The organism is Myxococcus llanfairpwllgwyngyllgogerychwyrndrobwllllantysiliogogogochensis (genome assembly GCF_006636215.1).
Taxonomy (GTDB): Bacteria; Myxococcota; Myxococcia; order Myxococcales; family Myxococcaceae; genus Myxococcus; species Myxococcus llanfairpwllgwyngyllgogerychwyrndrobwllllantysiliogogogochensis.
Map to the genome: position 1 here is coordinate 1 of NZ_VIFM01000216.1, position 19,495 is coordinate 19,495.

General features: G+C 67.9%; 13 protein-coding genes. 5 read left to right on the forward strand and 8 right to left on the reverse strand.

The genetic code is table 11. The features are described from left to right. Positions 1–218: 218 nt before the first annotated feature. The gene (locus FJV41_RS36535; protein ID WP_141647235.1) at positions 219–665 is read right to left on the reverse strand and encodes a hypothetical protein; all 447 of its coding nucleotides are present in this window, start codon (positions 663–665) and stop codon (positions 219–221) included. Between the two features lie 330 nt (positions 666–995). On the opposite strand from FJV41_RS36535, the gene FJV41_RS36540 reads away from it, so the two are divergent. Next, positions 996–4,223 (forward strand): serine/threonine-protein kinase, encoded by a 3,228-nt coding sequence (locus FJV41_RS36540; RefSeq protein ID WP_141647236.1) that lies wholly within the window; start codon positions 996–998, stop codon positions 4,221–4,223. Here the strand turns inward: FJV41_RS36540 and FJV41_RS36545 are convergent. Then, positions 4,204–5,394 carry an ADYC domain-containing protein gene (locus FJV41_RS36545; RefSeq protein ID WP_141647237.1) on the reverse strand — a complete coding sequence of 397 codons (1,191 nt, stop codon included), beginning with the start codon at positions 5,392–5,394 and terminating at the stop codon, positions 4,204–4,206. The genes FJV41_RS36540 and FJV41_RS36545 overlap by 20 nt on opposite strands. 338 nt (positions 5,395–5,732) lie before the next feature. Between FJV41_RS36545 and FJV41_RS36550 the strand changes: the two genes are divergently transcribed. Then, entirely contained in the window at positions 5,733–7,118 is a 1,386-nt protein-coding gene (locus tag FJV41_RS36550) for an FHA and sigma-54 interaction domain-containing protein (protein WP_141647238.1), read from the forward strand. A gap of 412 nt (positions 7,119–7,530) precedes the next feature. Here FJV41_RS36550 and FJV41_RS36555 read toward each other — a convergent pair whose 3' ends face one another. Further along, the gene (locus FJV41_RS36555) at positions 7,531–7,896 is read right to left on the reverse strand and encodes a hypothetical protein (RefSeq protein WP_220137931.1); all 366 of its coding nucleotides are present in this window, start codon (positions 7,894–7,896) and stop codon (positions 7,531–7,533) included. A gap of 363 nt (positions 7,897–8,259) precedes the next feature. Continuing rightward, positions 8,260–8,397, reverse strand: coding sequence for a hypothetical protein (locus FJV41_RS52630; RefSeq protein WP_174489519.1), 138 nt, complete (start codon positions 8,395–8,397; stop codon positions 8,260–8,262). 74 nt (positions 8,398–8,471) lie between these two features. Between FJV41_RS52630 and FJV41_RS36565 the strand changes: the two genes are divergently transcribed. After that, positions 8,472–8,981, forward strand: coding sequence for a hypothetical protein (locus tag FJV41_RS36565; RefSeq protein ID WP_174489518.1), 510 nt, complete (start codon positions 8,472–8,474; stop codon positions 8,979–8,981). 64 nt (positions 8,982–9,045) lie between these two features. On the opposite strand, the gene FJV41_RS36570 is transcribed toward FJV41_RS36565, so the two are convergent. Continuing rightward, positions 9,046–10,290, reverse strand: coding sequence for a polysaccharide deacetylase family protein (locus tag FJV41_RS36570; protein ID WP_181791176.1), 1,245 nt, complete (start codon positions 10,288–10,290; stop codon positions 9,046–9,048). 1,715 nt (positions 10,291–12,005) lie between these two features. Here FJV41_RS36570 and FJV41_RS36575 point away from each other — a divergent pair. After that, entirely contained in the window at positions 12,006–12,725 is a 720-nt protein-coding gene (locus tag FJV41_RS36575; RefSeq protein WP_246137638.1) for a response regulator transcription factor, read from the forward strand. 75 nt (positions 12,726–12,800) lie between these two features. On the opposite strand, the gene FJV41_RS36580 is transcribed toward FJV41_RS36575, so the two are convergent. Together FJV41_RS36580 and FJV41_RS36585 are read right to left on the reverse strand one after the other, a co-directional pair. Continuing rightward, positions 12,801–13,421: a hypothetical protein gene (locus tag FJV41_RS36580; RefSeq protein ID WP_141647242.1), complete on the reverse strand. Its 621-nt coding sequence runs from the start codon at positions 13,419–13,421 to the stop codon at positions 12,801–12,803. Between the two features lie 182 nt (positions 13,422–13,603). Further along, complete coding sequence (locus FJV41_RS36585; protein WP_181791178.1) at positions 13,604–15,595, reverse strand: right-handed parallel beta-helix repeat-containing protein; 1,992 nt, start codon at positions 15,593–15,595, stop codon at positions 13,604–13,606. A gap of 286 nt (positions 15,596–15,881) precedes the next feature. On the opposite strand from FJV41_RS36585, the gene FJV41_RS36590 reads away from it, so the two are divergent. Next, positions 15,882–18,071 carry an NBR1-Ig-like domain-containing protein gene (locus tag FJV41_RS36590; protein WP_141647244.1) on the forward strand — a complete coding sequence of 730 codons (2,190 nt, stop codon included), beginning with the start codon at positions 15,882–15,884 and terminating at the stop codon, positions 18,069–18,071. A 160-nt stretch (positions 18,072–18,231) separates the two neighbouring features. On the opposite strand, the gene FJV41_RS36595 is transcribed toward FJV41_RS36590, so the two are convergent. After that, the coding region (locus FJV41_RS36595; RefSeq protein WP_497812666.1) for an RCC1 domain-containing protein at positions 18,232–19,495 on the reverse strand (1,264 nt) is incomplete at its 5' end.

Consider the following 19,495-nt stretch of genomic DNA (forward strand, 5'->3'; position numbering starts at 1 on the left):
AAGCGTGGGCCGGCTCGTGCCTCTCGGCGGTGAGAGGCTCCGTCGTGGAGGCGAGCCGAAGGAACTCGTCCCTGTCGTGTCGTTGCTGGACGAACAGCACGGTGGCGCACGCGCAGGCGAGGGCGCCTCCCGTCAAGAGTTGCCGGGGCTTCATGGTCATGACCTCGGTGGGTGGAGCCGCCGCTCCCCGGAAGCCGGGGAGCGGCGGCTCGATGGAACTATTGGTACCAGTTCACGCTGTTCACGCGTCCGCCCGGGCTGACATCGCACGCGAGGTTCAGCGTGCCCGTGCCGTAGGCGGGCACGAACACCGGGCCGAGAAAGATTTCCCGGTTGGTACCGAAGCCCGGGAGATAGCTGACGGGCACCGACCAGATGCTCGTCGCATCGCTGCTGAGCCCGAAGAACCGGCAGCCGACGTTGTTGGCGGTGGTCGCGCCGTAGGCGTTCACGAGGACCCGGTAGTTACCGGAGGCGTCGACCATGAGCGGGTAGAACAGGGTGACGTTCCTGGAGCAGTTGTTGGTCTGAGAGGTCCACGACTCGCCCATGCAAGCGCCGTCCGCGTGGAGCTGCGGCTTGCCGTGCCACCCGGCCACGGTGCGGGCGTTGGCGGTACCAGCGACGCTGGTGAGCATCAGCGCTGAAACAATGAGGGTTTTCATGTGATGGGTCATGGGTTCGGTTTCTGGGAGTGGGGATACTTCGAGGCGCGTGAGTGTGTTTGCCGCGGCCGGCCCCTCGGCTCGGCGGCATGAACGTGGATGTGTGGAGTGGGAATCGCGGCCGGGATGGCCTCTCCATGCATCCGCGTCGACTGCATGTGATTGCAGCCCGCGTGCCGAGCCTGAGGACGCGCTCATCAGAGGCGTCTCCCTCTGAACTCACGTGACGATGGGCCTGGCGGGCACGATGCAGGCACAGCACCGGGCGGTGCCGGGCACACCTCTTCGCCGTGCCGGATTGACTGGGTCCGTGTGTCTGGGTCGACCGCCATGGACTATCGTGACGGCATGGGGGAACGCATGGACGATGACCGGGAGGCCGCTCCGGATGCGGCACGGCCCACCGTGGAGCTCAGCATCGCGCCCGGGGCGGGGACCGCCGGTCTCCACGGGGACTCCTCCGTGGGGCATTACACGTTGTTGGAGTTGCTCGGCCGCGGCGGCATGGGGGAGGTCCACAGGGCATGGGACCGGCGGCTGAGCCGCACCGTCGCGCTGAAGTTCGTGCGGGGCGATGACCCCGACCGGGTGATGCGCTTTCTGCAAGAGGCCCGGGCGCAGGCGCGAATCGACCATCCGAACGTGTGCGCGGTGTACGAGGTGGGCCACGCGGAGGGCCGCGACTACATCGCCATGCAGCTCATCGAGGGCCAGCGGCTCGACCAGGCCGCGGGAGGGCTGTCGCTCCCGGAGAAGATCCAGGTGATGCGAGAGGTCGCCTCCGCGATGCACGAGGCGCACAGGCTCGGCGTCATCCACCGCGACCTCAAGCCAGGGAACATTCTGCTGCGGCGTCAGGAGGACGGGCGCTGCTTCCCGGTGGTGATGGACTTTGGCCTGGCGCACGAGTCCGGCCTCGAGCAGGGCCTCACGCGGTCAGGCGCGGTGATGGGAACCCCCGCGTACATGTCTCCGGAGCAGGCCCGAGGGGAGACGCGGGCCGTCGACCGGCGCTCGGACGTCTATGGCCTGGGTGCCACCCTCCACGAGCTGCTGACCGGCGCGCCCCCGTTCTCGGACAAGACGCTCCTTGGCACCCTCAACAAGGTGCTCCACGAGGATGCGCCGCCCCTGCGCGCGCTCGTGCCGCACCTGCCCGGCGACCTGGAGGTCATCGTCCTCAAGTGCCTGAGCAAGGACCCCGAGCAGCGCTACCCGTCAGCCCGCGCCCTGGCCGAGGACCTGGGGCGGTACATCGACGGAGAACCCATCCTCGGGCAGCGTCCGGGGCTGCTCTCTCGACTGTGGCGCCGCGCGCGCAAGCACCGGACCCTCGTGACCGTCTCGGCCGTGTCGCTCTCGAGCATCCTCCTCCTCTCGGTCCTGGGCGTTACCTCCAGCCTGGAGGCGCGGCATGCCCGACTGCAATCGGAGGGGCGTGCGCGGATGGCCGAGCAGTTGGGCCAGCAGGTGAAGGATATCGAGTGGTTCCTGCGAATGGCATACACGCTTTCCCTGCATGACACCCGTCGAGAGCAGCAGCTCGTGCGCGAGCGCATGGCGCGCATCGCGGCATGGCGGCACACGCTGGGGGAACCAGGGGACGCGCTCGTCCAGTACGCGCTGGGGCGGGGCCATCTGGCGATGCACGAGCTGGAGCAGGCCCACGAAGCGCTGGTGCGCGCGAGGCGGATGGGGCTGGACTCGCCGGAGCTCCATTATGCGCTGGGCAGGGTCCTCGGCGAGCGCTACCACCAGGCGATGGAAGCCGCGCGGCGCGGCGGAGACGCGGCGTGGGTCGCGGAGCGGCAGCGCGCCATCGAAGAGCAGTACCTCCAACCCGCGCTCCAGTCCCTCGAGCGCAGCCGCGTGCTGGAGCTGGAGTCCCCCCGCTACCTGGAGGGACTGATTGCCTTCTACCGCCATGACTATGACGCGGCGGCGCGGGCCGCATCCCTCGCCGAGGCCCAGGCGCCGTGGCTGTACGAGGCCCGGAAGCTGGCGGGAGACGTGGCGCATGCGCGAGCGATGGAGCAACTGGAGCGGGGCGAATACGACGCGGCGCGCTCGGGCCTCCGAGAGGCCCGCGGCCTTCACGAGCGCGCCGTGGAGCTGGGACGCAGCGATGCCCGGAGCTACGAGGCGCTGGCGGAGGTGGGGTTGCAGGAGGCGGAGCTCGACCGGCGCCAGGGGCAGTCTCCCCGAGCCTCGCTGGAGAAGGCGCTGGCCGCGGCGGAGCAGGGCATCCAGGCCGCGCCGTCTCGCGGGGCCGGCTACACCCGCAAGGCCTTCATCCTCATCAATCGTTACCGCGCCGCGAACCCGGGAGGCCAGGGGCTGGACCCGAAACGAATCCTCACCGACTGCCTCGCCACCGCGTCGCGCGCGGTGGAGCTGTCTCCCCAGGACATCCAGTCGCATGACATCCTCGGAGTCGGCCATTTCTTCCAAGGCCTCCAGGCGTCGTGGGAGGGAAGAGACCCCGAGCCTGCCTGGGGTGCGGCCATCTCCTGGTTGGGTAGGGCCCTCGCGCTCCAACCCCAATACCCGTGGGGACTCAACGACCTGGCGCTGGTGCATCGTTGGCGGGGCAATCGCCGGCGCGAGCGCGGAGAGGACCCGTCCGCTTCCTACGCCGAGGCGGAGCGCCTCCTGCGTCTGGCCGTGAGGTACGACCCGAAATACGTGTTTGCGTACTCGAACCTCGCTGAGCTGTACAACGCGATGGCGGCGCATGGCCTCGCGCGGGGGCTCGACCCGGAGCCCGAGGTGCGCAAGGCCATCGCGGCGGGCGAGGCCGCGCTCGCCATCAACGGCAACTTCCACTCCGCGCTGAACACGCTGGGGCTCTCGGAGCTGCTTCGCGCGGAGTACCTCGTCGCCTCGGGGGCGGATGCGCGCGCTTGTTTGGAGCGGGGTTCCCGCTGGTTCGAGCGCTCCCTCGGCATCAACCCGACCTCCGGTCGGACCCACTTCCTCCTCGCGATGGGACACCTGTTCGCGGCGACCCAGGCCGTGGGAACGGACATCGACCCCGGTGCCTCGCTCCAGGCGGGCCGGCGCGCCCTGGTGGCCGCTTCGCGCGGGGATGCGAGCTGCGCCGACTGCCAGGTCCTGAGCGCGCGACTGTCGCTCGTGGAAGCAGACTGGGCACGACTGAGCGGCCGACCCGGACTTCGACACCTCCAGCATGCGCGAGTCGAAGCCCGAAGGGCGGTGGAGATACAGCCCTACAACGAGTCCCACCAGGTGCTGGCGCGGGCCTGCTGGCGTCTGTCTCAAGTCGTGTCATCGAGCGAGGCCCCCGGCTTCATCTCCGAGGGCCTCGCGCAGGCGGACCTGGCGCTCGCGCTGGACCCGAAGCTGGCTTCGGCTCACGCCGTCCGTGGAGGGTTGCGGTTGCTCCAGGCGCGGCTGGCGCGCGGGGCGGATGCTCGCGCCGAGCACCTGCGTCAGGCCCGCGAGTCATTGTCGAGGGCCATCGAGCTCCAGCCACTGCTCCGGCGGGAATACGCGGACGCGCTCCGCGAAGCGGGCTTCAGTGCGGCGCGGGATTGACCGTCCCCGTGGCGAGCTTTCCCGTCGGTGTCCACGTGGGCGGCCTGGCACAAGACGGCACACCGTACAGTCCTTCGGGCAGGGGGATGCCGGGGACCCGGCGATTCTCCACGTTGAGGCAGACCGCGCCCAGGGGGCTCCAGAGCGCCTCCAGCGTTCGAAGCTCGGAGACCTGGTTGTTCGCGTCCCTCCCCAGGCCGTACGCGTCGCGCTTGACGAAGCGCGTGCCGTTCTCGGTGTAGCTCTTGAAGTCGCCTTGACCGACGAAGTACGCGGCGCGCTTCGCCTGCAGGCACGAGCCGAAGACATGGCTGCGAATCCTGTCGTCGCCGCCCGTGTCGGGGTCCCAGGGGGTGTATCCCCAATCGAGGCAGGTGACGATGGACCCGGACTCACAGCCGATGGTGGTCCACGCCGGGATGAAGTCGACGGCTGCATTCACGCTGTCGACGCGGAGCCCCGGCAGGAAGGCCGTGGCGTTCCTGCCGGCTGCGTCGCTGCCTCTCGAGTCGCAGTGATTGACCCAAGGACGCCCGGGTTCCCGGTAGAGGACGTCATACTTGCGGACCCGGCCGGACCCCTCGGGGCGGAGCCTCACGGATATCTCGAAGACGACCGCTCTTCTCTGGCCGCCGTCGATTCCCGGGAGTGTGGCCCGGAGCTTGAGCCGTTGGAGGTCCTCACCCTGGAGGTGAAACACCTGGGTGGCGGTGTCGATGCAGTCGCTGGACCAGGGACAATAGTTGACGGTGAGCTCCGTGCCCTTCGCTTCGATGCTGTGAATCCGCACGACCTCGTCGGGGCCAGGACTCTGGGGGTGTTGAAGCGCTCCGAGCAGGGTGTAGCCGACGACCCGGTTCTGGTGCGCGACGGGGTCTCGGCCCGTCAGCCGGACCGTGGGGCGAGGCGATGTGTCCGAGGCAGGGACGTTCTCGAAGGCTTCAGGGCAGAAACGCGACCGCGCATCCGCCGCGAAGCAGTAGGCGCCGCCCTCGATGACGAAGATGCCCAGTCCATTTGTATCCGGCGTGCAGTTGGGCTGCCCGGTGGGACATTCGAAAGGTCCGGAGCGCCGTGCCCCCTCTTCGAGGACACAGGTCTCCACGCCGCAGTCCTTGACCGGCAATCCTTCGTTGAGGTCGGGCTCTCCAGGCGGTGGCGTGGGTCTCACGCAGGACTTGCCCCCGGGGAACAATGTACAGCAACCGCTGACCCCGGGGGCCAGGAATAGTATCAACAGATACAGCAGCCTCGACCTTGCCCGCGAGTGGAACGCGGGGGGGCGGGGTCCTTGCTTCAGGGGCATGTTCATTCAATTCAAGCGTATGTCTTGTGTTCAGCGAAGGCCATGCCGGGCGACGGCGCGGACTTCGAATTCCTGAGACCTCCCTGTTCGACCTGGAAGTTCAGGGGCTTGCGAGGCATCAGTGGCTCGCGGAGGGGGACCGGGTGACACAAGCGGTGGCACCACCTGATGTGTGCCCGTGGCACGGGCATAGGATGACCGTCATGGAAACGGAACAGGAGCGGTCGACGCTGCGCGCGAGCAGGGGGGCCGCTGGCGCGGGCGCGGACGATGGGGCCCGCGTCCCGGGACTGATGCGACTCTTTGGTGGGGGAAAGGCCATGGCCGTGGCGGTGCGCTTGAAAGAGGGCGCACTGGAGTTGGGGCGAGGCGCCGCCGCGTTGGGAGAGGTCCAGGACGCGAAGATGTCGCGGCGCCATGCCCACGTCCGTTTCGATGGGCAGCGCTTCTGGGTGACGGACCTGGGGAGCCAGAACGGCACGTTCGTGGATGGAGCGGCCATTCCCAAAGAGACTGCCCAGGAAGCACGGCGCGTGGTGCGCATGGGAGACTCGCTTTTCGTTCCCAGCATGGACCTGCGACCGCTCGAGGCCCACGGTGTCGAAATCGTGGAGGACTTCGTGCGAGGGCCCGCGATGCGCGGCCTGCTCACGAGAGTTTCCCATGCGGCCAGTTTCGGCCATTCCCTGCACATCCATGGAGAGAGCGGCACCGGCAAGGAAGGCGTGGCGCGCGCCTTCCACTCCCTCTCTCCCCGGCAAGGTGGCCCCTTCATCGCCGTCAACTGCGCGGCCATTCCCGAGAGCCTCGCGGAGCGACTGCTGTTCGGTGCTCGGCGGGGGGCGTACTCGGGGGCTGACGTGGACGCCCAGGGTTATCTCCAGTCCGCGGATGGCGGCACCCTTTTTCTCGACGAGGTCGTGGAGTTGGACCTGGCGGTCCAGGCCAAGCTCCTCCGCGTGCTCGAGAACCGGGAGGTGCTCGCGCTGGGCGCATCCAAGGCGCAGCGGATAGACCTGCACATCTGCTGCGCCAGCAACAAGGACCTGCGCGCACAGGTGGCGAGCGGACGATTGCGCGAGGACCTGTATTTCCGCATCGGACGACCGGACCTCACCTTGCCGCCGCTGCGCCAGCGCCCCGAGGAGATTCCCCTGCTGCTCGAGCGGGAACTCCAGCACAAGTCGCCCGGGCGGGGCCTGCACGTCTCGCTGGTCGAGGAGTGCCTGCGCAGGCCCTGGCCCGGCAACGTCCGAGAGCTGATGAACGAGCTGTGCGTCGCCGTACAGGCCTCGCAGGTGCATGGCTCATCTCGGGTAGAGGTCTGTCATCTCAGCCCGGGCGCCGGAGCGGGCTTCGGGCCGGCCTTGTCGCAGCCCGCCGAAGCTCCGCGAGCGCCGCCCCGGAAAGCGCCCTCGAAGGCGAAGCCCCTGCCCGCCGACGAGCGCACCCGCATCGAACAGGCCCTGCGCCAGAACGGCGGCAACGTGACCGCCGCGGCGCGAGCGCTCGACATACACCGCACGCAGCTCCGGAGGTTGCTCGAGCGCCATGGGCTCGCCCTCCCCGACTCGGACGAGCCGGAGTGACGTCGGGGGACGCTCCCTGCCCGGTGCGGCGTGGAAAAGGGGCTCGCCGGTCGCGCTGCCGCACCGCGCTCTCCCAGGCCTCCGGGCCTCGGGACCTGGACTCGCGCCGCGTCATCTCGCGCGCGGGGGTGCAGGGTGAATTTCCTTGCATCGGGAGGATGAGCGGGCTTGCGTGTGGATGTGATTGCCCCATCAATGGCAGCCGTGGGTTGATGGGGCCCCGCTCAAATACCGTCCTCGTCAACACGGGCGCGAGGAGAGCATCAGGCTCCCTGGGCGACGCTCGAAACAGCGCGGACACCATGCTACTGGCGCGGACCTCCGCTCCGCCGGACGCGCACTGCGATGTGGGGCCCCCATCCAAGGCGCCCTCGGATCATGCACTCGGCGCGCCTCCCACGGAGCCGTCCCCTCAGCACTTCGCGGCCGTCCAGGAAGGACAGCGGCTCATCGACGCCGCGCTCCACGTCCGGCGCTGGACGAGCGTGGACAGGGACGGCATCTGGGAGCCCATCACCCGGCTTTTCTCGGGGTGGAGGGTGGAGAGCAGGCGCGACGCCTCACCCTCCGAGACGACCACCCTGTCCATGAGCGAGCTGGGGGAGACCTTGCGCGCCCGGAGCAAGGCCTTGATGTAGAGGTTGCCGGTGTCCCCGGAGACGACGCCCAGGTAGGACAGCGACTGGAGCGACATCAACGCCATCGGCTCGGCCGTGACGAATCCTCCTACCGCAGCGGGCTTGAACGACCCGCGTGACGTCAACGGCAATGGAGTCATCGACTGGGACGACCCCACCAAGGCCTCCGCTAACGGCGGACGGGTGGGCCCGAGTCCCTGGTAGTCGCGGTGATCGCCAAGGGGGATGTCGCGTGAGCGGGTTCCCTCCGATGCGCTTCAACTCCTGCACCGCGGGGGGGAGGCTCGGAGAAGGGGTGGACGAGTACGTGGTGCTCTCGCAGCGGCGCTTCCCCGCCGCGCAGGAGGCAGGCCGCTTCCTGGAGGGGAGTGTTCCTGTCACCCTCCAGGGTGGGCTCGTTTTCGCCAGGGATGGCCGGACACCCTGGTGGAGGGGCTGCGCGAGTTGCCCAAGGTCTTCAAGAAGGACGGTGTGGTGTACGCGGGAGCGGCCAGTGGCTTCCGCTACGGCGCGGGCAGCATGGTGATGGCCACCCTGGGCTTCGTGGAGATGCATGGCCTGAAGCCCATCGTCCGACGGGTGAACTGGGGTGTGTCCGGATGTGCCCCGACGGTGATGGGCCTGAGGCTCGTGCTGGCCATCCGCCGGCTGCTCCCGCGCGCACGCGAGCGGCCTGGGCCAGACATGGCGGAAATGATTGGGATAGGCTGGGGCGATGGCCGTTCCCGCCCACTATCACGCCCGTGCTGCGTTGGAAGCGGACCTGCATGTTCAAGTCGAGGTCGACCGTGTCGTGCTGCCGTCTCCCACGCCGGGCGAGGCGGTGGTGGAAGGGCGGGTCGCGCGGGTGTTCCGTGGCGACCCCGCCTTGCTCTCCTCGCGCATCAGCTTCGAGGTGAGTTGCCTCAGGGACGGGGACCTGGTGCCGCCGAGCGGGATCGACTGGAAGCATGCCGATACCCTGGCGGAGGCGACCGCCATCGAGGTGTATCTCAACAGGTGGGAGGGCGGTTACGCGGTGGCTTTCAGTCAATCCTATCTGCTCGATGCCGTGACGGATGCGCCGCGATATCCCTTCACCGAGGAGGACGCGCGGGAGCCGGCCGTGCCTCCCATGAGCTGGACGGAGCGCCTGGAGTTGGTGGCTCTCGTTGGGGGGATGATCCTGTTTCTGGGCGGGGGGCTTGCCGGGTTCGTCTACGCCTTCCGGGCCTTGCTCCAGTAAACGCTGCCCCTCGTCCACACGCCCGGCGCTGTCTGACGCGATGCCGCTCCCTGTCCGTGGGGGCTCATGGGGACGCGCTCGCCTCCACGTCCGAGAGCGCGAAGTCATCCATGGTGAGCGTGCCGACCCGGTCGATGGACAACCCGACGCTGAGGGCCCGGGCCTCGGAAGGGGCGGGCGGTGTCATCCACTCGGCGAAGGTGTAGCTGGTGCGCGCGGGCAGCAGGGGACCCTGGGCCCAGTATTCCCACGCGCCCGCGTTGGTCCGGTAGTACGCCTTGAACCTGACCGACGTCGTGGCCTTGTACCAGGCGGAGATGCGGTAGTGATGCCCCGTCGTCGGAGTGGGCGTGCACGTGTTGTCGTCCTGCAGGGTGATGAGCTTGCGGTCGCCGCTGGAGATGGCGGTGATGCGCACCTGCTGGGCCCAGCTCCCCCCATGCGCGTCCGAGGTCCGCGTCCATGTGAATGTGTTGGAGCCGAAGCCGCCGCGCTGCCAGCAGTCCGGTGTCCCGTCCCCGTTGAGGTCCGTTTCGAGCGATGGGTTCCGCAAGAGCTGCGTGGGCGGCCAGCTCACGGGCGGCTTCAGCACGCCGCCGATGACCGCGTCCATGGTGGCCACGGTGGTGCCCCGCGAGACGCGAGGGGCCAGCCAGTCCAGGAATGACGTCAGGAGGGTGGGCGAGATGGAGTAGGTCTGCGGTGGATTGCACGGCCCGCAGATGTGGTGGAAGACGATGGGCACCCAGCCGCCCCCCGACTCCTCCGCGCGCAGGACGTAGTTCTTCAGGTCCGTGAGCGTGGTGGTGGCTTGCACGGAGGCGTGGGTCCGGATGGCGTAGGGGTCCGCGGGTGGCATGGGCTCGGCGGCCGGACTGCTGCCGCTCGAGGAGGTACGCAGCCCGCCGCTTTCCCGTGCGGAGTTGTAATTACAATCCATGACAATCTGTCGCGTGGTCGAGTCCTTGTCGCCGAAGGGGTAGGCGAACGAAGTGACGCGGAAGCCGGCGTTCAACAGGGCCACCCGGTCGTTGCAGATTTCCCGGCGCTGTTCATCGGCCGAAAGCTCGGTGAGGTGCGGGTGTGTCAGCGTGTGCCCGCCAATCTCGTGCCCGGTGTCCCGGAGTGCCTGCACCTGGGCGAGCGTGAGGCGGCCGGACAGTCCCATCCGGGTGCTGTGGACGTAGAAGGTGCCACGCATTCCACGGGCCTCCATGATGGCGGCCCCCGTGGTCTGGGTTGCCAGGCAGTCATCGAAGTTCAGCGAGACGATGACCTGACCGGGCAGAAGGGCTCGGGTTGTGCCCATGGTTTCCATGACGGGTGCTGCTCCCGTGCGCGCGGAGGCGAGGATGGACATCCGCACCGTGCGCGCACGAGTCTTCGGCGCGAAGGCCCCCTGAAACCATGTGCACGGCCTTCGCCTCACGTGGGCCTGGTGGCCCGGAGGCCGAGGGAGGAGCGGCGTGCCGCGCTCTTCTGGTGACGGTCCGGCGCGCCGAGCCTCTGGCGGGGCGTTGGGGCGAGCTCGGCGGAGACTCCAGCGGGCCTCGCCTCAATTCAGAGGAATCGGGCAGGTCGTCTTCGTCAAGCCAATCGCGACCAGGGTCCTGTTGTCAGGCATTCCGTAGATGGCGCCGTCGTTGGCACCCAGGATGGGGAAGGACAGGAGAGCGTTTCCCCATCGGTGCAGGACGATTTCGATCCTCGGCGCCTGGGTGCCCAGAGGCAAGATGACTCGGACTGTCGTGTCGTCCGAGTCCGTGGGAGAGAAGTATCCGCCAGGGATGCTTCGGTCATTGAAGCGTTGGTTGGCGCGGACCGAAAACGTGGCGGGTACTCCTTGTGCGATGTTCTCGCGGCTGTATGTGGCTTGAGGGGCCAGGACGGGGGTCGTACCTCCCTGTGAGCCTGGTCCGGCGCCAAGATAGCCCACGACGCCATTCCCCTGGGAGTTGCCGACGCCATTGAGGGCGGTCAAGGTCAGTCTCACGCAGTGGAGCAAATCAACGGGGATCGGGGACATGTCAACCCACTGGCGTTTGTCGTTGAGGTAGTCGGATACAGTGGTGATGAGGGGCTGAGACTCCTCTGCCCGTGCCTCTCCACTTGTCATGTTGGGGAGGAGAAGCAGCGTCAGGGTGAGCGCAACGGGGGTGATGGGTCTGTACATGCGATTGACTCCCAATGGGTTGTGTTGCAATCGAAGTCAGCCTGCTGCCCTGCGCGTGTTGCGAATCCATGTGCTTGTGTTGCTCAGGGCGCCAGGTCGGTTCCCGGGCGTGCGAGATAGGCTACCTCCTCCACTGCTCCAAGCTGGCCTGGAGGGCTCTTGAGCGCGGCCATGAAGGGGGCCTTCCCACGCGTTCGTGTCAGGGATGAGCCCCTCGCGAATGAAGTGCTGAAAGGTGTCCAGGCTGGGATGGGACATCTCGAGCCGGCACATGGAACCGCGGCACTCCATGGACACGAATCGCGCCCCGTGGGGAAGCCGCTCCGCGCGCCGCGTGGCCTCCTGACTCCAGGCCAGGTCCACCCTCTCGTTGAAGAATCGGGAATCCAGTCGTGAGACCGCCTCTGCTGGAGTCATCTCCTGGGGACGGACTGCCGCGCTCTCCGAGTGTGTGTCTGTCTCGGATGGACTGGCGGCTTCGGACTCTCGAACCGGAGCGGTGGGGGCAGCCCACGTTGTTCGAGGACGTGGCGCCATGGGCGGAGACGTGCACCGTCTTGTTGCCGGCGCTGCTCAATGGCAGGGGAATGTTGTAGCCCTTTCGGCTCGTGCAGCCATTCGCTTGAGCTGACTTTTCATGCGCCTTCCTCCTGCAGTGGGGTTGTGAGGTTCAGCGGGCCCATCCTGATTTAAAGTGGAAAATCTCGTAATTCGCTAAAATGAGGGATGCCCCCATGGGGCGCGATTCGGGAGGTCCGATGGTCGATGGCAACCTTCGAAGTTCTCAGGTTCGTGCACTGGTTCGTCTGGTCAATGAGGCGCGTGAGCTGACAGAGGGGCGGCAGACACGTGTGCGGCATCTGCTCTCTGGCGTGTTCCGCATCCTGGGGGCGGAGGCGGGGGCCTTCGTCCTGGAGCGCGACTTCAGGCCGGGAGGGCACGGACAATTCACGGCCATCGTCCTGGAAGGGTGGGAAGGCAGCGCGCTGCCCGCGCTCGAGGCGCTCCAGCGGATGGGGAGCGACAGCAATCCGGCCATCCGCTCATTGATGGAGCGTCCTTCGAATCCGGGCGCCGTCATCACCGCGATGAGGCAGGAACTCGTCGGGGACAGGACCTGGTACGACGCGCCCTACGTCGAGCACTTCCTCTACCCGTCAGGCCTCGATGACTCGGTGTACTCGAGTCGGTGGTCCAGGCTCCCCGGCGTGGTGCAGTGCATCGGGGTCTACCGTGGGCGAGGCAGGCACCCCTTCGATGCCGCGGACCGCGAGCTGCTCCACCTGTTCCACACGGAGTGGGGGACCCTCCTCGGCGCACCAGGAATCACGGGGGATGGAGCCTACGGCATCAGGCTCTCTCGGCGAGAACGCCAGACGCTGGAGCTGCTCCTGGCCGGGCTTGGTGACAAGCAAATCGCGGCCCAGCTCGGTATCAGCCGCTTCACCGTGAATCAGTACACGAAATCCATCTACCGGCGCTTCGAGGTCAATTCACGGGTGGCGCTCATCGTGAGGTTGCTCGGTGGCGAGGTGCGGGACACGCCGGAGGCGCGCGGCGACCGCTGTTGATTGTATGGATGTGTCTGGTCTCGCCGAGGGCCACGGGACGATGGTCCGTGGCCCCTCGCTGGGCCTCCGAAGCGCTCAGCCCCCCTCGGAGGTTCCGCCGCCGTTGGTGCAGGTGTAGCAACTCGGTTCGATGCCACACCAGCCCGTGCCGCGCGTGCTGGAGCATGAGGGGCCGCACGCGTAGCAGCTCGGCTCCGTGCCGCACCAGTTCTGGCCCCGCGTGGATTCACAGGACAGGGGGCAGAGGTAGCAGTTGGGCTCGCCGCCGCACCACTCAGGGCCTCGGTTGACGGAGCAGTGGACCGGGCACGAGTAGCAGTTGGGCTCGGTCCCGCACCAGCCACCGCCGCGCGTGGTCGAGCACACCTTGGTGTTGTGGGGGATGGGCGACGTCGTCGGGAGCTTGCTGCAGAATGGCTCGAAGCCGACATAGCCCGAGCCGCGCGTGTAGTAGCAGGACACGCCCCATGCAGGCTGACAGCCCCAGGTGGCGTCCCACTCCTGGCCGGCCGGACAGTTGTGGACGCTGTAGCTCGCTTCGCCCATGGCGGAGCCCTCGAAGAACTCGTCCTGCTGCGTCCAGGACTCCGAGCTTTCCGCCTCCAGCCCCATGCAGGCAGCCGTGAGCGCGCCCAGCGTGAGCGCGAGACACGTGGTGAGGATGTGCCGCCAGGGATGACTGGAGATGGATTTCATGCGCGAAACTCCCGGAGAGTGGGCTCAGTCTCTCTGGGAGTGTGTCTGGATGGCAAGAGGGAATCCGAGGCCCAAGCGCAATCCTGTTGCGACATGGCACCTTGGGCGGTCCTCAAGGGAAAGCCCCCATGGCGGTGTGCCACGGGGGCTTCGTTGCTCCGACAGAGGAACGCTGAAATGCCTCACTGCTGGCTGGAGGCCTTGTCCACGCCGGACAAACTCTTCCAGTCGTTGATGCTCTTCGTCTCCTTCCCTTCGGACTTGAAGTTGCCGTTGGTCGCGTAGCGGTTGTTGTCCATCCGCAGCCCCGGGCGCTTGTTGCCGAGGCGCACGAGGTTCGCCGTGCGGACGGTATTTCCCTGCACCAGCACGTCCTTGCTGGGGGCTCCGTTGTTGGACCCCAGCCCGAGCATCATTCCGTACCCGGCCGTGCCCTCGACGGTGTTGCCTTCAATCTGGACGCCCTGGGCGTTCTCCACGCGGATGCCCGTGCCATCACTGCCTCCGGCCTTGGAGATGCCGTTGATGCGATTGCCTCGAACCACGATGTTCTTCGGGTCAGGCCCCTCCTTCACGCCGCCGACCGAGATGCCCCGGCCCGCGTCGGAGATGCCGTTCTTCTCGACGCGCACGTTGCTGGCCGAGTAGTGGACGACGACCGCCTCGCCCGCGGAGGAGCGGGACTTGCGGAAGCCGTGCATCCGGTTGCCGACCACCGTGACGTTGCGGCACGTCTTGATGTCGACCGCGTTCTCGCGGGTGTGGTGGAGGTGGTTGTTCTCGATGCGCACCCCGTCGGCGGGCGCCTGATTGCGGTTGTCCGGTTTGAGGCACTGCACTCCATCCGCCGAGGTGTCATGGATGTCATTCCCGCGAATGGTGATGTTCCGCGACGTGGCCTGCACCACCACTCCGTGCGAGTCACCCCCGCCCGCCTTGCGGAAGTCGTGGATGTGATTGCCCTCGATGAGCACTCCCCGCGCCCCCAGGGCGGTGCTGACGGCGGCGCCCAGCGCGCCACCGTGCAGTGTCGAGCGAAGCAACGCGGAGCCTTGAGTGTCCCGCTCGAACGCGACCGCGAAGCGCTTCTGCTTGCGCACGTCCACGTCGAAGCCTTCGACGCGCCAGTAGGGGCGCCGCACCTGGACGAGTGTGCCGCGCTCGCCGCCAGGGACGATGCGCACGCGGCCCTCTCCCACCAGGCGGATGGGAGCGCCGGGCTGGCCTCCGCGCACGGGGCCGTCGATGACGATGTTCCCTGGGTACTCGCCTGCCTGCACCCGGATGACATCCCCGGGACCGACTGCGGTCAGCGCGCGACGGATGGTGCGGAATGGCGCCTGCTTCGAGCCCGCCTGTTTGTCGTTACCGGCCTTGCTGACGTGCCATTCCTTCCGTGGCCCCCCTGCGGCCGTCATGGCCGAACTCGTCGAGGCCATGGCGGTTGGCGCACTCGCCGCCACCGTCGGCTGGGCTGGAGCGGGAATGGGTGTCGCCGGCCGCGGCGCCTGGGATGAGGTGGTGGTAGGCGATTGAGGCACCTGGGTCGGTGGTCCTTCCTTCACGAAGGTCTGAGGAGACTCGACGGGCATCGTCGCTTCTGGCGCCACGGGCTCGGGCGGCACCTGGACCGCCTGATTTGGCGCGGCCTCGGGAGGAATCGCCGGAGCGTCCATCTCCCCCACGACCTCTCCTGCCGCAGGGGCGACTGGCTCCGACCCACTTCCACCCATCGCCTCTCCCGAATCATCTGGAATGGCGGGCTGCGCCTCCTGGGGGACTACGGGAGCGGTCTGCTCGCCCATCACCGGGCCCGAATCGTTCGGGATGGTGGGCTGTGCTTCCTGCGGGACGACGGGAGCGGTCTGCCCTCCCATCACCGCGCCCGGATCATCGGGAATGGCGGGCTGCGTTTCCTGCGGCACGGCCTGCGCGTCCATGCCACTGCCTCCCACGGCTTCCTGCCCTGAATCGATGGGACTCGGGAGCGACTCGGCTTCGGGCGGAGCCGCCGGGACTGTCTCGGCACCACCGCCTTCCGCTACCGGGGGCTCACTGGCGACGGGTGCTTCGGGCACCGGGGCCGCCTGCTCTACGGGCGGTGGCGCTTCCGCCTGTGGCTGCTGCTCCTGGGCAAAGGCCCCATACCCGCAGAGCCCCGCTGTGAGGGCCACGAGTCCACCAATACGTCTGAACGCACCAAACATTGCTTTCCCCCTGAGTGGCATTGGAAACTTCTGGAGCCTCTCGATGAGGGGAGTCCGCTCCGGAGGAGATGTGAGCGAGTGGGGACCGGCCATTCACCCGCCACCCGCCAGGCAGCTCGGATCAGGTGCGTGGCAAGGAGCCTGGGACGACGTCGGACACGGAACCCGGGCCGAACTGGCCGGTTCACATCAACCAGGTTGATGCCTGCTTGCGTAATGCCGCGTGGACATCGGTGTCTCCGAGGCCACAGCCATGCATCACCCACCATCCCGTTCCACCGTCCCGCACTCACGCCACACCTTCCGGTGGCTCACCGCCTCGCGGCTCGCGGGCGTCAGCCTGCTCCTCGCGAGCCTGGGCTCCGCCTCCGCGGCGTCTCCCCACTCCGAGCGCGGCGGGCTCCACACGACGCCCCTGGCCGACCAACCCTCCACGACGTCCGCATCGCTCGACCCGCGCCGCTCGCTCGCCATCACCGACTTCGCGACCGTCTCCACCATCACCCTCCGGATGGTGATGAACCAACTGGTCCAACAGGCCGGGAGCACGGGCTTCACCGCCGAGCAGCTCTACCGCCAGCTCTGGGACACCCAGAATCCCGCGCCGGGTGAAGCCGACCTCCCAGGCGGAGCGCACTGCAGCGACAACATCTTCACGCTCAATGGGGCGCCCTATCACTGCCGTCAGTCCGAGGGGAGGGAGGCGGTCCTCGGCAACGGGTCCGTCCTGGACCGCTACAACCTCATTGGCCTCTTCAACCGCTTCGACCTGGCCCCTCCCGACGGCGCCAACTGCGGCGAATACCGCATGGTCTTCGCCCACCCGCCCCCCGACCGCAACCTGGTCATCTTCGAGGCCGTCCTTCCCAACCCCCGCCGCGAGCTGGGTCTGGAGGGCTGCCGTCCCATCGCCCAGACCTGGGCGAGCTTCTCCACCCTCACGGACCCCGTCGCCCGCCGCGCCCGCGTGAAGTCCTTCTTCCTGGAGGCCAGCAGCCCCGGCCATGTCCCCGTCGTCCACGCCAATCACTACGGCAACAACCCCCTGGGCGAGGGACAGGTTCGCACCAACCAGTTCATCCAGCAGGGGCCGCCGGCCCCGTGGATGCTCCACGAGTTCAAGCTCAAGCGGCAGTGTGGCCCCACCGGCTGCACCCTGCGCTTCGTGCCCGTCACCGTGAAAGCCAACCCGCGCGGCGACTTCTTCAACATCTTCAACACGGAGCCGCTCGCGGTGAGCTTCCGCGAGTACTTCATCACCCAGGTGGCGAGCCTCGCGGTCGATGACATCAACCGCTTCAACTATGAGGTTCCCGACATCTACAATGACGCCGAGAGCGACTCGGAGTCGTTCAACGCCTCTGACAACTACCTCAACGAGTTCCTCTTCGCTCCTCCCGAAAACCGCTTCGCCACCGCCATCGCCGCGGAGCTCCAGCGCATCGGTAGCCCGCTGAGTCCCGAGCAGGTCGTCTCGCGCGCCCAGGCTCTGTCCTGTGCCGGCTGCCACAACCGCAGCAGCTTCGCGGACCTGGGAGGCGCCATAGGCACCTTCCCTCCCATCCAAACGTCCTTCGTCCACACCAACGAAGTTCCGGACCCGACCGCGCCACCCGACGAGCCGCGCTTCCTCCTCTCCAATCTGCTGACGGGAACCTTCCTCCCTTTCCGCCAACAGATTCTGGGCGGCTTCCTGGACACCCCCGCCCTCGGCGCCCTCCAGCGCGACTCCAACGGAAGGATTCCCACCGTGGTCGCCGGACAGCCCTTCAACGCCTCCGTCTCCGTCACCAACACCGGCACCACGCTCTGGAGCGCGGCCAATGGCACGCACGGCGTCTCGCTCGACGGGGCGCAGAGCCTGGTGCTCGCTCCGGGTGACGCCATCCTCCTGGGCCAGCACAAGACGTTCACCGTCACGCCCACCGCGCCCCTGACGCCAGGCGCCTTTACCTACCGGTGGAGGATGCAGCGAAACGGCGCGGCGTTCGGCCCCGAGCTGACCCTCACCGTCAACGTGAAGTCCCCCGCGTTCGCCTCGGAGCTCGTGGAGCAGACCCTGGTTCCCGCCACCATGGCCCCAGGGGAGAGCTTCCAGTTCTCCGTCCGGATGAAGAACTGGGGCACCAAGAGCTGGAGCGCCCAGACGCCCGTCGAGCTCGGCTCCCAGAACCCGGTGGACAACCTGGTCTGGGGAGTGGCCCGAGTCCCGCTGCTGCCCTACGAAGTCGTGGACCCTGGCGAGGACACCACCTTCCTCTTCACCGCCGTCGCCCCCCCGCTGACGGGGACCTACCTGTTCGAGTGGAGACTCATGCAGGGCAATCAACCGTTCGGGCAGAGCACGCTCCCGCTGACCATCAGCGTCATGCCGCCGCTCTCGTGCGATAGCTGCACCTTCGGATACGACTGCCCCCACTCCTGCCCGCCGCCCATCGAGTAGCCCACGGCGCGTCCAAGGCCTCGGAGGGTGGGGGCTCGCGCAGCGAAGCGCCAGGGGCCCGCCCTCGAACGTGCGTTGTTCGAGTGCGGGCCCGGCCGAACATCCGAGAGTTCAAGTCACCACTTGATTCCAGACATGCGCGGGTGGCGGACCGCCGCGCTCACCAGAGCTGGAAGGGCTCGCTCCGCTCTCCGGTGATGCCGTTGCCCAGGGCGCCATAGGCATTGTGGCCCCAGCCCCACACCGTCCCATCCGCGGTTCGCGCCAGGGTGTGGCCGCTTCGCGCGGACGCGGCGACGATGCCCGTGGGCCCTGGCATCGGGACGGGAACGAAGCGCCGGGAAATCGTCCCGTCCTCCGTGGACTGTGTGCCCCAGACCCAGAGCGTCCCATCCGCCTTGATGGCCACGGACATCGGTCCCGCCGCCACGCTCACCACACCCGTGAGGCCCACGACGGGGCCCGCGACGAGTCGCGGCGTCGTGCCGCCATCCCCCAGGGTGCCGTTCTGGTTGGAGCCCCAGGCCCACACCGTCCCGTCGGCCTTCCTGGCCAGCGAATGGCTGCGTCCCGCGGATATCGCCTGTGCGCCGGAGAGGCCGGACACCTGGACGGGACTCGAGCTGAACGTGGTGCTGCCATCTCCCAACTGACCATCGAGGTTGTAACCCCAGCTCCACACGGTGCCATCCGCCTTCAGCGCGAGGGAGAACTCGTTCCCCGCGGACACCGCCACCACGCTCGACATCCCCAGCACCTGCACGGGCAGTTGCCGTTGGGTTCGCGTCCCATCCCCCAACTGGCCCGCGCCATTGAAGCCCCAGCTCCACACCGTCCCATCCTGCTTCAGCGCCAGGGAATGGGTGCTGTTCGCCGCGATGGCCTTCACGCTCACGAGCCCCACCACCGGCGTCGGCAGCGGACTCGAGGTGGTGGTCCCATTCCCCAGTTGGCCCAGGTGATTGGCGCCCCAGCCCCACACCGTCCCATCCGTCCTCAGCGCCAGCGAGTGCGAGTTGCCCGCGGCCACCGCCACCACGCCGTCGAGCCCCGACACCTGCACCGGCGAGGCTCGAAGCCCCGTGGTTCCATCACCCAACTGTCCTGAGCTATTGGCGCCCCAGGTCAGCACCGTCCCATCGCTCCTCACGGCCAACGAGTAGAAATCTCCCACGGTGACCTCCCGAAGATGGGGAGGCAGCGTCGTCGTCGGACCGAAGTAGGTCGCGATGCCGAGCCCGAGCTGGCCAGAGCTGTTGGAACCCCATGCCCAGAGCGTCCCATCCGGCTTGAGCCCCAGCGTATGCAGGGTGCCAAGGCTCACGGTCGTCATTCCATCCAGGGACGCCGCCCTCACGGGGGTCCGCTGACCCGAGCCCCACTTCCAGAACGTGCCGTCCGCCTTCCGCGCCACCGAGTCGTCG